Raw genomic sequence first — 15,145 nt, forward strand, 5'->3', positions numbered from 1 at the left:
GCCGCGCGCCTCGGTTCGCGCCCGTGATTTTTCCGCCGTTTTCGACTTGACGCCCCCGCCCCGCTGTCATACTTCCGGCCTCGCTTCAGGCGGAGTAGCTCAGTTGGTTAGAGCAGCGGAATCATAATCCGCGTGTCGGGGGTTCAAGTCCCTCCTCCGCTACCAAGCCAACCTCACAAGATCCTGTAAACAAATAGGATTTATGAGGTTCTGGCCGGTCATCCCATCATTTCTACCATCACAGCACATCGCGTGATCCCCTTGGGAAGAGTTTACCCAAGGCCATTCAGAGTGAGAACAAGCAAGACATGCGGCGACACTAGCTGCATGGCGATAGCGTTGGTCGCCTGACCGAATGCGGTAACCGTTCGCAGCCTGCCGGATTAGGACAGCCCGGAACACCCTCAAGCCCAGCAGCCACCATGCCGCCGGCTCCCTGCCGTCTTTGCTGACGTGGACATAGATCACCCATTCGCCGCTGCCTTTCACCATATTTCATAGCTCCGTCTTCGCGCGCGACGCGACGCGCGAGCGGATGGTGAAGTCGTAGGGGTAGCGCCTGGTCGCTTCACCCTCGCCGCCACCTGCACATCGTGGGCGCTCGGCATCATCAGGTCGTTAGCTGGGTGTCAGTCGAAGCTGTCGGCTGCCACGTCGAGCAACTGCGCACCCACGATGTGCCGGATCTTGGGATGGTAGCGGTCGGACCATGGCCGTTTGGCTGTGTAACAGTTCATCGCTCGTATCCGATACCAAGGCGCGCGAGGAACACAGGCTCCCGTTTTGGAAACACATCTGCGAGGGCCCGCTCCGTCTGCTGATCTCTTCCGGAATCCGGGACACGTGTTTCTTTTCTATGAAGTAACGGGGAGAGAACGAGGTTGGGCCGAATGCGATGAGCGGAGGTCTCTGCAATCCGCCCTGCTGACGAGCCGCTCATCACCCTCGGGCTGATCGAGGGAAAGGCTGACCACAAAGGGTTAGTGTCGAAGAAACCGTGGAGCTTAATTAAGCGACCTTAGAAACCAAGGGCGTGCAGTTTCTTGATAAGGGTGCTGTCTCTGCCGGGCCGGGTGTCGCCACCAAACCCAAATCATTTGAGGATGCGTGTTGAAATGGCATGAGTGCGTCACCTCCAGAGATGAACGCGCAGGGGATCATTTAGAGCACCTTAGATGGTCGCCATCCCTCAAGCGGCTGGATAGCACATGCTTCGCTATCGGGAGCGCTACATGCTACGGTATAGTCCGATGTTTGCGAGGTTCCCATGACCCTGCCGATCGACAGTGCCATTTCTAATGCGCCGGTTCTTCGTACGATAAGCCGCGTCGCTGCCATTTGGCACCTTTCAGATGCCGACTTGGCTGGCCTCATCGACATGCCTCCGGCTGATCTCAGGGTTGCTATGACCGCTGCCCAAGATGGAGAAACGGTCGCCCTATCCTGCGTCGCCCTCGAACGCCTTGGTCATCTCCTGGGCATCTACCGCGCCCTCCGTGACCTTTTCCCAATTGAAGCCCAGCGGCTCGCCTGGATCCGTGAGCCGAACGCTGCGACGCCGTTCGACGGCACCTCACCACTCGCGCTGCTATCAAGGGACGCCGAGGGCTTGTTGATCGTGCGCGGATTCCTGAATGGTTGGCTTGCTGGCGATCTACCTGGGGCGACCGGTGTCGGCTGTGATCTCGTCGTCAATGTCACGATACATGAAAAGTGACCATATCGTCAGCAAGGTTCACTCCCATTATTATCTCAAGCGCCCTGATATTATGCTCGTAAAGCCCTGCTTTGCTGGGCAAGGAAGGCTCCTTGAGGATTTCTCGCAAGCACCTGTTCTCGAACCCGAACCCGGTCGAAAACGAGAAAATTCTAAACAAAGATGACCTATAAAAGAAGAATCTCAGGAGAACAGATTACCTAATCTCGCGGCCTTGCTCTGGCTTAGCAGATCTACAGTTTCGACACATATATGTGTAAGAACTGTAGACCGGGAGATGATCGGGAGCCTTTAGCTCCCCAGCTAAGTGGTTCAGGAGAAGTGCGTCATTTCCACCTCTTCGCGTGTTCGATCCAGAGCGAAACATCTTGTCATAGAAGATGACAATTTCCCACTTGACAGCCTGTTCCCTAAGTGTTCTGATCTCTCTCATCAGCTTGAAAAGGTGAGACCGTGATCCGGCAGCAGGAATTAATAAGCACGACCATCTGAGCCCTTTTCAAGGGGCCGCTCGGTCGCGTCTGCCGCTGTCTGGACCACCACAAAATCCTGCACGCTTCGTCAATCGAGCGGCCCCATCCTCAATATGGATGGAGCCCAATGGCGCACCCTTTCTTGGCCGAGGAGATCGGCCACCTATTCACTTCCTACTCAGCCCTTACTCCCGCACAGAAACGGTCTCCAGATCGTCTCAACGGGAGCGATCTCGAGCGCCTTGAGCGTGTTAGGGCGGGGGTTGACCTGCGGGGTCCGTCTACCTCGCACGGTATCGATGAACTGGGAGCCGCGATTGCACAGGATGCTTCCTGGCTTCGCCCGGCCAGCCGAGAGATCTGGACGAACGCCAAGTTCAATCTGGAAAATGGCCGGCCTGGATTTTATTTCCGTCCGATCTTGCTCGTCGGTCGCCCGGGGACAGGCAAGTCCCACTTGGCACGCGAGCTAGCCGATCGAGCCGGTCTTCCCACCACCAGTATCGACGGTGGAGGAGGCAGGGCAGGGTTCGGTATTGCAGGCGTGCAGAGGGGCTATGCCACCGGTATGGCTGGGCGCCCATTGGAACTCATCCTGGATAGCCGCGTCGGGAACCCGATCGTGGTGGTGGACGAGGTCGACAAGATCGGCAACTCCAACCCCTCGGATGCAGGCACCCTGACAACAGCGCTCCTGAGCCTCCTCGAACCTGTCAGCGCGCGGGCGTGGGAATGCCCCTATTTCCGCGTGAGCTTCGACATGAGCCACATTTCCTGGATTCTCACTGCCAATGACGAGAGCCAGGTTCCCGAAGCTCTCTTGTCGCGCTGCTGCGTCATTCGCATCGAGACCCCCAGCCACGACGAACTAATGCAGTTCGCCAAGCTAGAGTTGGCTCGCCGGGGTCTGGGTGATGAGGACTTCCAAGCCCTCTCATGTCTGATGGCGGCCCATCCTCAGAAGCATCGCAACCTCCGCACCGTCACTCGCCACCTCGATGACCTTGAGGCCATTACTCGCCTGCCGGTATTCCACTGAAAGGAGCCATACATGGCACACATTTTCACCGCAGACCTCCACTTCGGACACGCCAACATCATCGACTACTGCGCACGACCATTCAGCTCCGTGGAGGAGATGGACCAGTTTCAGCTCTCTGCGCTACAGCGCCATGTCGGCCCTGCTGATGACCTCTGGATCTTGGGCGACGTTGCATTCGCCAAGGGCCGCCTCCAGAAAGATCGCGCAAAGGCAATCATCGAAAAGATTCCAGGCCGGAAGCACCTCATTTCCGGAAACCATGACCACTCTTGGCTCAGTAGGGAGGTCCAATGGGAAAGTCAGGAAAAGATGCAGGAAATCCGGGTGGGCGACCAGTGGCTGGTCTTGTGCCACTACCCCCTGATGACTTGGAACCGGCGCCGATACGGTGCCATCCACCTGTTCGGCCATGTCCACGACGCCTGCAAAGGATACCGGCAAGCCGTGAATGCCGGCGTGGATTGGTGGGACTATCGTCCCGCACGGCTGGATGAGGTCGTCGCTCGCGCAAATGCCTGCGAGGAAATGAATTTCCCGCCAGAAGCTGAGTAAGCGCTACGCCTCCAGCATGCTTACCACTGCAAAAGGCCGCGATCTGATCGCGGCCTTTCCTTGTCCTACTTCCACTTGGACTTGGTTCCCGGACGGCCCATGCGCCAAGCAGGCCTGCAAGAGCAGCACATGCGTGTCGGAAAAATGCCAACCTGCGTGGTCCTGATCACCTTCGGGCCGCGTCTCTACAGTGAGCGCAGCCCGAAGAAGCTCTCGAGCAGCCAGCGACGACCACGGTTCGCGTAGCTGGAAGCCGTGACGAAAACGAGGCACTGGGCGCGGACCCCGTGCGGATCCCATGCCTCTATATCGGCCGCGAAACCGAGGCCGCTGTGCCTAGGGGCTTCAGCTTTGGCACTTATACCGGCAAGCGGCGGCTCCCGCGCGACCGGCGCTAAGCTCGGGCGCGATAAACGCGTGTCTCGTCATCATCGCTGGGACGGGCTCAGGTAAGGGCGAGGGCCAGGTAGTCTTGGCCTGCCTCTCTTATGGACCGGCCGCTCTGTCTTGATCCCCGCATAGTGGCGCAGCCTTGCGGACAGTACGCGGGGAGAAGGCTGTCACCCTCCAGCGCCGGAAAGCGTCTTACTCGTCGAATGAAGGCCGATCATACATTTACAATCAGATTAAAAGACTCAGCTAGGGCAGCTCACCGAAATAGGGTGACTGCTTCATAGGTCTAAGGGGACGCCCTAGGAGTAGCTCGGCATTGCGCTCTGCGGGGGCCAAGGAACTCTTGAAGTCTTTCCTTCAAGGCGTCCAAATCTTCTATTTCACACTCCCAAATCACCAATACCTGCCACCCCATGTCGAGGAGACCCTTTTGCTGGACCAGATCCCTCTCAATATTGCGGTCCAGCTTTGCATTCCAGAACTCGGTATTAGACGATGGGCGCCTTGATATAGCGCAGTTTGGAGATGGGTGCTGGTGCCAAAAGCACCCATGGACGAAAATTGCCTTCTTTCGCCCAACGAAGGCGATGTCCGGCTTTCCTGGCAACCCCTTCCGGTGAATTCGAAAGCGGTAGCCAAGTGCATGCAGGAGTCTCCGAACGGCAAGCTCTGGCTTGGTATCCTTTGATTTCACGCCCCGCATAATATTCTTGCGTTTCTCTGGCGTGAATATATCCATGCTACCCTCCAGCCGGAAACCCAGCTTCTGTCAGGATCTTGTCGAAGTGCGATGCAACAGCCTCTGCTAGCCTTACTGGTACCGCATTGCCAATCTGGGTGTACTTCGGAACCTCCCTGTCATGCAGGCCCTCGCGTGGGTTGCCTGCACGCCTGAGCCCCCCCGTCGTTCGCTTGCCCGCGAACTGGTACCAATCAGGGAACGTCTGAAGGCGCGCCCACTCCCGAACAGTCAAGGTTCGCGGCTGCCGGTAATGAACGTAGTCATCTGGCATGGATGTTGCAGTGATGGAGGGAGGCTTATTGCCCCATCGGGCGGGCAATACCTTCTGGGCAAATTTCTTGGTTTTGAATTCTTCTGGAATCTCGCCGCCATTTTCGATCATGGCTTGAAACTTCGTCACGATGCGTTTGGCATGGCGGCTGTACTCTTGCTCAGTAACTTGGGCACCAGCGTTGCCCAGTTCCCCTGGCCGAAGGTATCTTTGAACTGGGGTTGTAGCTTCTGAGATATAAGCCCCTGTCTGGAACGGCTTAGGGAAGTCTTGGCTATGAAGAGAGTCCCTTACAGCAGGATCCTCCAGATCAGAAAGCAGGTCGACCAAGTCGGGAACTGGATACAGGCCATGGCGAGGGAGGAAATTGCAGGCATATGCATCGTCTTCATCCGCACCGACGTCCAAGATCGCGGAGGCAGTTTTAGCAACGTCGTTGCGAACGCCGACGACCAGTACCCGGGGCCGGTTCTGGGGCACCCCGTAGTCGCTTGCTAGCACTAGCTTCCAACGTACCGAATAGCCGTACTCTTCTTCGAGGCGCTTGAACCGGTCGTATACGTCGTTCCAGATGTCGCCCTTCTTACCTTGGGAGGTCCATTTCGAAAAAAGCAGTCCGCGAACATTCTCGAATAGGAAGATGCGAGGCTGGACGTGCTCGATGACGGCCGCCATGCGGTCGTAGAGTTGGTTTGATGGCAGCAGCGCCTTGTCGACGGAGTAGGAGCGCCTGTGCCCGAGACCCGAAAAGCCCTGACACGGGGGGCCGCCGGCAAGGACGTCGATGGTGCCGTCTTTCCCGAACGCTAACCGTTTATCAAGGCCTTTGAGGTCACTTTCCAGCTTCTGGAGGCGCTCCCTGTTGAGGGAATGAACGTCTGCCGACGCAAGGTTCGGCATGTCGTTAAAACGCTGACCTCCAACGAAATGAGGGCGGTTCAGCAGGTACGTCTGGCGGGCATCATCGTTAAGCTCGTTGACGAACACCGGCGTAAAGCCAGCCTGTTCAAAGCCGAGAGAAAGGCCGCCGCAGCCGGCGAACAGGTCGATCATCGGGCGCACCGTAGCCGATACCTCCTTCGGCTGCACTGCCTGCTGTGTTTCTGCGTCGAGCATGCCACTGCCTCGTTAAGATGTTAGGCGGTGGCTATAGCATCATGCCCGCGCCTTGACCAGGTCCAGACGCCACTTCGTTCATGATCTGTATCGGTGCCTCCGTGCCGGGGGAAGCAGGTGTGACCATTAGAGAAGAAGAAGGCTCAGGGTGCCTAGGAATCGGCACCCTGCTTATCGCGCGACCTACATGCTGAAGTACATAACCTATAGTTGTGCCTTGACACGTGAATTTAGAGCAGTATTCATTTTCCACTCAAGAAATATTATTACTGAGGGCAGCATGCGCCACGAAGCGACCGATATTGAAAAAGAACTAATCGACGAACTAAATAATAAAATTCGCGGTGAATTTTGCCTCATCAGAGTAACTCAGACAATGCTCGAGAAGTGCATAATTGATGCGAATAGGAACTTTTCAAGAATCCTAAAGGCCGGAGGATTTTTCGACTACTCTGAGGCGGCGGACGGAGAAATATCTTCAAAAAACGTCGAAATTCTAGCGGAGTCCGGGTGGACGACACGAGAAACCAGTTTTTATCGACCCAAAGCCAAGCCAGAAAAGGCTGGGGACCCTAGATTCTGGCCGTCAAGATTCGGCGAGCTCGTCGAGCAGGAGGAGTTGATCTACATCACGGTTGTGCGCCATTCGTTGTTTATCATACCTCTGCGAAAAGGCTTGGTATATTCCCGTGAAGTGCAGGAAAGGTTTGATGCAGAACATCAGGTAGAAATCCGGATCGGTGAAGTCGTTTCGAAGCTAAAGGAGCTGCAGGGTAAGTGGGTAAAAAGCTGCTCCCCCCTCACTGCTAACGCTAAAGATGTCGGGGATACGCTTGAGGCGCAATTCAATTTGCCCATAAACAATCTCGGCACAGCTGATTACCATGGGGTTGAGCTCAAGGCAAAAAGAAAGAAGTCAAAAACAGCGGACACACTTTTCAGTCAAGTGCCGAACCCCAAGATAAGCCCCAAAATGACTGCGAGAGATATAATACTCGCGTATGGATATGAAAGCACACACCCCAAAAGAGAGGGATATAAGGACCTATTTGTAACAGTTTCTGCCAAGCCCAACCCACAAGGACTTTACCTGTCGGTTAACTACAATGAAGAAACGGTGGATTTGAAGTGCACCGGAAGACCAGAACTGGGTCCTGATGGCCATCTAGTCGCAGCGTGGGACTTTGACCTTCTAGAAAGTCGACTTTCTGAAAAGCACCCAACCACTGCCTGGATTATTGCGGATGAAAAAGTAATCTCCAACGAGATTCACTTTAAATTCGAAACCCTAGAAGTATCCCAGAAGCCTGTTTTTTCGCAATTTCTATTCCTGATTGAAAGAGGGCTTATCGCTTTCGACTGGCGCGGTGGATACCATCCGACTGATTCTGGAAGAGTGGACAAAGGGCATGCTTTCAGACTCAAGAGTGCAAGGAATAGGTGCCTCCTATTCGGTGATTTGCGCCCTATCGACTTGACTTCTTGATGCCATTTCCGGATTGCAATCCTTGCAAGTCAGCCTTTGCTATCGTACTACAATGCGCAGAACCATGTCGTATTTAGTTGAGGGTGCCATAGGCTTAAAATAAGATACAGAGGGCTGACAGCCATCTTCAAGATGAACTGTCAGCTCTTCCTACACAAGCGGGCATTATTAATAAAAAGGCGCAGCAATTAACCACTTATTGGCCAACCAGATCTGCCTGTCATTTCTCTTCTGACCTATAAGGTAATGAGGTCTAGACGTTGAGCAAGCGCCTGCGTTCTGGTCGATGCACTCGGCCCTGACCTTCCCGTTGAACGCCTCGGCGGATGCATTATCCGTTGGCTTTTCAGGCCGACTGCAGTCGAGGATGACGCCGTTCATCCATGCCCAGAGATCGAGGTCCTTGGAGGTGAATTCCGGCCCTTGGTCGACCCGGAGCGAGCTAGGGAGGCCATGCTCGCACGTAACACGTTCGAGCGTGGCGACTACGTCCGCACCTGTGTAGCGGCGTCGCACGTCGATGGCCGGAGACAGCTTCGTGAAGGCATCGGCAATGGTCAGCACTCGGATTTTCGAGCCGTTGAAGAGCTGGTCCGACAGGAAGTCCATTGCCCAGACATCGTTCGGCCCACTGGCCGGGCGCCGGTCTTCCCGCAGCTTCGCGTCGACCTTGCGTTTCGGGTTCGGCGCGGCCTCGAACCGGTGGCGGCTCGCGCCTCACTGTTTCAGGTCCGCAAGCCTTCTTCGACATATAGCCTGTAGACGCGCTTGGCATTCACGGCCCATCCCTACCCTCTCAGCAATACATGGATGCGCCGGTAGCCGAACCGCCGTCGGTCCGAAGTCATTGCCTTCATGGCCATGCGCGTCTCGGCGTCGTCTGGCCGAATGCTGCGATAGCGCATGCTCGAACGATCTACCGTCAGTGCTTGGCAAGCCCGGCGGTGGCTGACGCTGGGCGCTTGAGCAATTTGAAGGCTCCGCGCTCTTGCCTCAAACGACCAGTCCAACTACCAATCTCAAACCCGTGAATTCTCGTTAGGACCGAGAGACCGGCGGGGAACAGGCCGTCTGGAAAAAAAATTGTCGAGCGCCCCGAATTATATCCCCGCATGGAATTACCGCCTCATCAGCGGCGATGGCGTGTACATGTATGTTGGAGAGACCAAAAACCTTGTCTCTCGCCACAAAAGCCATCGCAGGAGTTGGATGAGCATTGCTCGCGTCCGCACTTTGGCTATCTACGGCAACTATGAGGTTCTTGACCCCGACACGATGCCAGACCCGGCGTGGCACCGCTTTCAAGATCTCGACAAGGAGGCCCTTTATCAGTTCTCCGTGGAAAAGAACGAGGCCAAGCGGCGCGAGAAGGCGCTTATCCAGCACTACTCCAGACAGGAGGGTGTCCGGCTGGTGAATAAGGACCATAACCCTTTCTATAGTATGCTCACCGGCTACGACTGGCTCAAACACGAGCCGAAGGAATATCGCACCGCCCTCCACTTCCGACGTATCTTTAAAGAGTTCTAGGGTCCAGAATACCTTACTACAAACCGCTCCTTTTGCACCAAGCTCTTGATAGAGTGTTTTGATGTCCAATCTGGGTACACCCCAAGCGGACAGCCAGGGGCTGTGTCTGGCATGTCCGATCTGGATGGCGTTTACTCAGATCAGACACTTTCTGATCAGGCCCTAGACACTGATCGTACAACCGGAGGCAGGACGTGGGACGGATCTACGGATACCGGCGGGTCTCGAGCGCAGACCAGGACCTGGCGAGACAAGATCTCGCACACTGCGAGCGCGTCTATGAAGACAAGCTTAGTGGTGGAGGTGGCACTGCCGTCCGGAACTCGACAAGCTGCTCGACGCCGTTTGGGCCGGCGATCAGGTACATGTTTGGAGCATCGACCGGCTTGCGCGATCAATTGTCGACCTCAACCGGATCGTCCGCCACATCCTCGATCGGGGGGCGGAGGTCCGGTTCCTGTCCGAGCGCATGACCTTCCAAGGCTCACTCAACGACAGTGATCCGCAGAACGTTCTTACGTTCCAGATGCTTGGGGCCTTCGCGGAATTTGAACGCCAGGTGATTAAGCGGCGCCAGCGGGAGGGCGTTGAGATCGCCAAGGCGGAAGGGCGTTATAAGGGCGGTACGAAAACCATTGACCGAAGCGCAGTGCGAGACCTGCACTGCAATGGCCTGTCTCCCACCCAGATCGCACGGACGCTGAAGATATCCCGTAGCACAGTCTACGGAATTCTCAGGGAGCTCGGTTTGAGGAAGACCTGCGCAATAAGCGGGGCGAGCAACCACGCGCGAGCCTGAGAGGTCAGTCGGTAGCATGGAGCTGCTTGACAGTCCGCCATGCCGCATTGATGCTCCACTCATGAGCATTTGGATCACCTTAACGCCGATACGTTAACGCCCCCTCACCGGGGTGCCGATCGGCGCGCGTGGTCATCTTCCCTCTGAACCCGAGACTTTGCCTGCCAGCTGACGGCTGCCCCTTGTCCATCATGGAAACAAGGAGCCTCAAAAATGGCTAACGACATCATCATCACCACATTCGATCCTCGCCAAGTGGACATTACCCTCCATGAAACTTGGGGCATGCACCGCCCCAATGAAGGCAGCCGTATCGACCTTGACTGGGGGGCGGGCCAATCGCGGCATGCTGAAACGGAAGAGAAGCTCGCCGAACTGCTGCAACGCCTTGGATGGCAGTGGCACTACCGCTGGCACAAGCCCGCCACCCAGCTGCCGTGGGGGGCTCCCGATCCGTCTATGCGTGATGGCATCATTGACAGCCTCCGGCGCCAACTGGAGGCAGCCGGCATCGGAGCGTATGACATGCAGGCCTTTCCTACGGGATGGCTCCACATTGCAGAGGTAATGACTTGGCACATGTGCCGATGGGCCAATGAGGGCGACTGGGTTGAGATCTCCAAGATCGAGGACGAGTTCGGCTCCCTCAGGTGCTACGTCTACGGCAATACGCGACTGCAAAATCTGGCTAAATGGTGCGAAGCGCAAAGCGTAGTGCGCTGCATGGCTACCGGCGAACGCGGAAGGCCCCGCGATACCAAGCGGGCGATGTGCCTGTCGGACGAAATGTATGACCTTTATAAGCGCAACCCAGATGCGGTGATGTCTCTGGCATACCCAGAATGATGCGCGTCAACATGAGGCTACAGAGTCAATAGCCGTGACAGGACACCCTGATAAGCCGGCTCGAAGTGACGTCGCAGGGGCTAAGGCCCCTGCTTGACGGCAAACACTACTGAAATGCGGCCGTTACTAATCGGCGCCGCGCCCGACGTGTTGGGTCTTCTGTCGCCGGACTGACCGCTACCGCCGGCCCGCGCAGCGCCACCTAGGTCCTAACCGCCCCTTCTCAGGCCCGGCTTCCCTCGCATCGAGGCCACGGTTCTGGCTGCGCGCGAGGCGGCTCTTATATTAAACCAACTAATCGCGCGTTTCATGTCCTGACCTTGAACTGCGTTTGGGAAGCAGAACCACCTGAAGGCCAGGCCAGACCCTTTGCCCCCGAACCTCCCACTTTAACAGATGTGCAATTTCGCACATATTGAAGGCTCATGGTCTTCGTTGAGCCGGCGAAAAAGCGCCCCTAACTCCACCCAACTTTCAAAAGTGGGTTGAGTTAGGGACGCTTTTTGAGATTCCGTCGAGCAACATTGTTGCGTCGAGTGCTCAAATTCAAACAACCCCAAAAGACTTGATGAGGATTTCTGGAACTGGGGAGGTCCGATCTATCGCCTGACATGATAGGGGGTGATCCCGCAGGGCGCGGGACTGCTACACGTCGATGATCATACGTTCGATACGTTCCCGGATGTCGGAGCCGCGAGGCAGATGATCAGGGTAACCGAGAGCCACGCTGCGGATCTCGGTCCGACCGACGCGGGCATCGATCAGGTCATGCGTGTGACCGTACAGCCAGAGATCAGGCGCGCTGGGGCCGGTCATGAGGTCACCGAGATCCGAGCCGAATGCGGCCGACAGGTCTACATCGTATCGCTTGATGACAGCCGGATGCGGCGCATGATGCGTGACGACGATCGTCCGTCCGGGCCACGTCTCGGCGAGGCGGTCTTCGAGCCATGCCCGGTGCTGGCGGTGCAGCCTGATCAGGTCACTGCACCAGAGTGCGCGCCAGCTTTCTCCGACATGGATCCGGCGGAAGTCGTTCATCCCGTCCACGGCGCGCCGCTTATTGACCTCGAAATCCCCGCCGAGCTCGAAGTCCGTCCAGAGCGTGGCACAAAGGAACCGGGTGTCGCCGCATAGAATCTGCCGCATCTGGGCATATGAGGCGCCGGCCTTCTGGGCGCAGGCGGCCATGAGCGGCTCGCGGTCGAGGCGGGATCCGTAGAAATCATGATTGCCGGGAAAAATGTGGACATCCGCATACGGCATGCGCTTACGCACATACTCGATCGCACGTGGCCATTTCTTGAGCGGCTCATGCGCAATGTCGCCAGCGAGGATCAGCGTGTACACGCCTTCCAGCAGGTCCTCGCAGCCCTCGAGTGGATCGCGGGTAATATGGTTCCACCTGTCCCAGTGCAGGTCTGCGAGAATGAGCGTTTTCATGAAATCCATTTTCATGATCAGAGGGTTACGTGCACCTCACTGCAGCATACCGCACCGATCATGCTATTCTCCCGGCATGCAGTACCTCAACGATCTGGTATTCCTAGACTTCGAAGCAAGCAGCTTGCCGGACACAGCAGGGTGGCCGATCGAGGTCGGTCTCTCTTGGGTAACTGACGATGGCGAGATCGAGACCCACTCCAGGCTGATCAGGCGCTGGCCAGACTGGTCGATGGATGCATGGTCGGCCCAGAGCGCAGCGGTGCATGGGATCCCGTATGAGGTGCTCGAGCAGGAGGGGTGGGAGGCCCCAGAGGTCGCTACGTGGTACCTTGATCTCACCAAAGGCCGACGGATTGGATCCGATGCGCCGGATTACGACACCGCTTGGCTGCAGCGCTTGCTCGAGACGACGACGATGGGTTCTTTCGCGGTCAACCGGGAGATCGGCAAGATCGGAGACTCCTACACACTGATCGAACCGTTGCTGTCCTCAGCGGCGCTCGACCGCTATCACGAGCGACTAGCACGAATTCGTGCACCGCATCGGGCCGGACCCGACAGTGCCAGGCATGCCAAGGCGCTCCGAGTTGCCATGGATTCGAGGTGATCGGGCCAAGGCTGCTATCATGATACACGCCGAGTACGGGGCAGCCATTGCTGGAATAAGGCAGCGTTGAGGACGTGACCAGATGTACGCCAGATAGCAAGGAGGCTTGTAAGCTAGTGCTCGCCTCCCCCCAGGCCCTCACCTGGACCTCCTCCTTGTTATGGCGACCAGGCCGGGAATGTCATCGAGGGTCAGGCAAGTCATCTTGGCGATCAGTTCGTTGCCCCCTGCGTGCAAGGCATCGGCCTTGGCATAGATGCTTTGCGCCTCTCTCAACGTGGCGAGGTTCTTGAGGGTCGGGGAGACCAGATGGTGGACAGGCACCCTGCGCACCCTCAGGAAGGGGCCGCAGTTGCTCTAGTATCAGGCGGCGCGGTTCCGTGGTTTCCTCTGTCTATTTTGGAATGATTTTGATCCCTTTTCTGAGAACGAAGGTGCTCGGGGGCAGGCGCTCCGGCTGCATCCCAATCCGAGCGGGCGCCCCCCCGACCCGTCGGATCAACGCTAGTCCCTCTCGCCCTGCGACGGTTGTTGGGACTTCAGTATAGCCTTGCACCAGCAGGCACGGTTCCGCCCACTTCGTGAAATGCCGGGGGCCCAGTTCGCGGATTACCAAGTTCTCGATGGCATCTGCGACAGGCTCAACGACGGCCTGCGGCGATGAGTCTTCCACGGGTTGCTGGGCACTTGTTCCCTTCCTTTGGCGGGATGGGTTCCGGCACCCTTCATAGGCCCCTTGGGATGTTGGTGCCGGCCTCGGAGCGGCTTGCCGCGATAGTGAAGCGGTCCCCAAGCCCTCCGGGCGCGAGGGTGCAGGTGGAATAGCCGGGTCTTCTTTCCTGACCGAGTGGCCGGGAGCCGGATGGGTACGGTGCATTTGCCGATCATGAGTGTATTGGTGAATCCAGCGGATCGCCTCATCGGGGGCTTCGCAGAGATCAGCGACCTTCGTAACATAGCTGCAGACCCGGGAGATATCCCGTATTGTGGAAGCGTCGTGCCACCCTTGTTGCCCGAAATACCTGTTGGTGGCCTTGGAGAGGGCACCCATTCCCATTTCCGGTGGCATGAGAATGAGGTTCGCATGGACCAGCACGGACCCCTCCCCGGCCGGATCGAAGGCCAATTCCAGGCCTGTCCAGACCACGCGTGCGCCCGCCGGGCCAACGATATGCTTTCGCCAGGAAGACAGCATATCGTTGATTTCGTCGATCCTGCCGGTGAGGTCGCCTCCCACCGGGACCCTCTCTACAGGCGCCACCACGAGATAACGCAGCCGGTCGCGAGCCGGGTGCGCGCGCAGCCTAGTCTCCAAGGCGGAAGCTTTCTTGGTCGCAGCCCGGACGGCGACAGCAGGGAGGATTGCGAGGTTGCGCCACTTATGTGCCAATCGGCGAAGGCCAGTGATTGCCCCGACAAGCTCAATAGGCGTTTCCGGCATGGGCTGGCGGGTTTCGATCCCGGCCTGCTCGAGCGCGGCCGCGCGGCGAAGGGTCTCGCGGTGAAGCCGCCGGGTATCTGGTCGGCGCGCCATCCAATCCTTGAGATGCTCGCCAATCGCGGGTGCAGTATCAATCTTCATGGCCTGCCATGTGCAAGCCGGAAGTTAATTCTAATTCAAAGCTTTACGGTTTACTTGACTTAGTCATCAATGCGCCTTGGTTTCTTGGCTTGGCGACTGGGCAGTCTGATGTGATGGTAATCACGTGGGCAGGTCGAACGACATGACGATGGGGAGCGGCCAGATGACAATGCCCCCTGTATCACGCGATACTTATAATCTTGGTGGCCTACTTCGTCGCCAGTGCCATCGGCTCCATTTCCGATGACCAGTGCTAAAACGCGGTATGACACTTGGCTTGCGACCGCGCGCGATGGGCTTGCCTATGAAGCGCAACGTCTACAGTGCGATGGGCCGACGCTCAGCCGACATCGAAATGTCGCAGCCTTGGCCCTGCCCAAGCGGGATGGCTATGACGATGATCACGAGCCGTCCCCCCAGTCCGCAGGGTCGATGTCTGGATGAGTGCCGCCGAAGCCGCCGTCTCCGTAGCGGCTGGTGGGATACATCTTCTCCTCCACGGCCTTCACGTCCCACTGCGCGAGGACGTGCATGTCGTCACAC

At 57.3% G+C, this 15,145-nt stretch carries 14 protein-coding genes and 1 tRNA gene; 9 read left to right on the forward strand and 6 right to left on the reverse strand.

All coding sequences use genetic code 11. From position 1 onward, the window contains the following. Window positions 1–88: 88 nt before the first annotated feature. The 4 genes from LOS8367_RS14135 (at window position 89) to LOS8367_RS14150 (ending at window position 3,784) form a co-directional block, all read left to right on the forward strand. Window positions 89–165 (forward strand) — tRNA-Met (locus LOS8367_RS14135). A 1,102-nt stretch (window positions 166–1,267) separates the two neighbouring features. Then, window positions 1,268–1,717: an antitoxin Xre/MbcA/ParS toxin-binding domain-containing protein gene (locus LOS8367_RS14140; RefSeq protein ID WP_085897171.1), complete on the forward strand. Its 450-nt coding sequence runs from the start codon at window positions 1,268–1,270 to the stop codon at window positions 1,715–1,717. A 615-nt stretch (window positions 1,718–2,332) separates the two neighbouring features. Beyond that, a complete protein-coding gene (locus tag LOS8367_RS14145) occupies window positions 2,333–3,229 on the forward strand; it encodes an AAA family ATPase (protein WP_165761477.1) in 897 nt (298 codons plus the stop codon). 12 nt (window positions 3,230–3,241) lie between these two features. Then, window positions 3,242–3,784, forward strand: a complete 543-nt coding sequence (locus LOS8367_RS14150) for a metallophosphoesterase (RefSeq protein ID WP_085897173.1) — start codon at window positions 3,242–3,244, stop codon at window positions 3,782–3,784. A 679-nt stretch (window positions 3,785–4,463) separates the two neighbouring features. Here the strand turns inward: LOS8367_RS14150 and LOS8367_RS14155 are convergent. Both LOS8367_RS14155 and LOS8367_RS14160 read right to left on the reverse strand, forming a co-directional pair. Continuing rightward, entirely contained in the window at window positions 4,464–4,916 is a 453-nt protein-coding gene (locus LOS8367_RS14155) for a very short patch repair endonuclease (RefSeq protein WP_085897174.1), read from the reverse strand. A gap of 1 nt (window position 4,917) precedes the next feature. Further along, the gene (locus LOS8367_RS14160) at window positions 4,918–6,306 is read right to left on the reverse strand and encodes a DNA cytosine methyltransferase (RefSeq protein WP_085897175.1); all 1,389 of its coding nucleotides are present in this window, start codon (window positions 6,304–6,306) and stop codon (window positions 4,918–4,920) included. 187 nt (window positions 6,307–6,493) lie between these two features. Between LOS8367_RS14160 and LOS8367_RS14165 the strand changes: the two genes are divergently transcribed. Beyond that, window positions 6,494–7,792 (forward strand): MvaI/BcnI family restriction endonuclease, encoded by a 1,299-nt coding sequence (locus LOS8367_RS14165; RefSeq protein ID WP_085897176.1) that lies wholly within the window; start codon window positions 6,494–6,496, stop codon window positions 7,790–7,792. A gap of 168 nt (window positions 7,793–7,960) precedes the next feature. Here LOS8367_RS14165 and LOS8367_RS14170 read toward each other — a convergent pair whose 3' ends face one another. Beyond that, a complete protein-coding gene (locus LOS8367_RS14170) occupies window positions 7,961–8,449 on the reverse strand; it encodes a DDE-type integrase/transposase/recombinase (protein ID WP_278247972.1) in 489 nt (162 codons plus the stop codon). A gap of 426 nt (window positions 8,450–8,875) precedes the next feature. Between LOS8367_RS14170 and LOS8367_RS14175 the strand changes: the two genes are divergently transcribed. The 3 genes from LOS8367_RS14175 (at window position 8,876) to LOS8367_RS14185 (ending at window position 10,967) form a co-directional block, all read left to right on the forward strand. After that, window positions 8,876–9,322, forward strand: a complete 447-nt coding sequence (locus LOS8367_RS14175) for a GIY-YIG nuclease family protein (protein ID WP_085897178.1) — start codon at window positions 8,876–8,878, stop codon at window positions 9,320–9,322. A 331-nt stretch (window positions 9,323–9,653) separates the two neighbouring features. Continuing rightward, entirely contained in the window at window positions 9,654–10,121 is a 468-nt protein-coding gene (locus LOS8367_RS19495) for a recombinase family protein (protein ID WP_242665609.1), read from the forward strand. Window positions 10,122–10,334: 213 nt separating this feature from the next. Further along, window positions 10,335–10,967, forward strand: a complete 633-nt coding sequence (locus LOS8367_RS14185) for a hypothetical protein (RefSeq protein ID WP_085897179.1) — start codon at window positions 10,335–10,337, stop codon at window positions 10,965–10,967. Window positions 10,968–11,612: 645 nt separating this feature from the next. On the opposite strand, the gene LOS8367_RS14190 is transcribed toward LOS8367_RS14185, so the two are convergent. Then, entirely contained in the window at window positions 11,613–12,410 is a 798-nt protein-coding gene (locus LOS8367_RS14190; protein WP_165761479.1) for a metallophosphoesterase, read from the reverse strand. A 76-nt stretch (window positions 12,411–12,486) separates the two neighbouring features. On the opposite strand from LOS8367_RS14190, the gene LOS8367_RS14195 reads away from it, so the two are divergent. Next, complete coding sequence (locus LOS8367_RS14195; RefSeq protein ID WP_085897181.1) at window positions 12,487–13,020, forward strand: 3'-5' exonuclease family protein; 534 nt, start codon at window positions 12,487–12,489, stop codon at window positions 13,018–13,020. Window positions 13,021–13,414: 394 nt separating this feature from the next. On the opposite strand, the gene LOS8367_RS18865 is transcribed toward LOS8367_RS14195, so the two are convergent. Further along, window positions 13,415–14,602 (reverse strand): hypothetical protein, encoded by a 1,188-nt coding sequence (locus LOS8367_RS18865; protein WP_133056338.1) that lies wholly within the window; start codon window positions 14,600–14,602, stop codon window positions 13,415–13,417. A 401-nt stretch (window positions 14,603–15,003) separates the two neighbouring features. Next, window positions 15,004–15,135 carry a hypothetical protein gene (locus tag LOS8367_RS19420; RefSeq protein WP_278247971.1) on the reverse strand — a complete coding sequence of 44 codons (132 nt, stop codon included), beginning with the start codon at window positions 15,133–15,135 and terminating at the stop codon, window positions 15,004–15,006. Window positions 15,136–15,145 lie beyond the last annotated feature (10 nt).

Source organism: Limimaricola soesokkakensis (genome assembly GCF_900172345.1).
Lineage (GTDB): Bacteria > Pseudomonadota > Alphaproteobacteria > Rhodobacterales > Rhodobacteraceae > Limimaricola > Limimaricola soesokkakensis.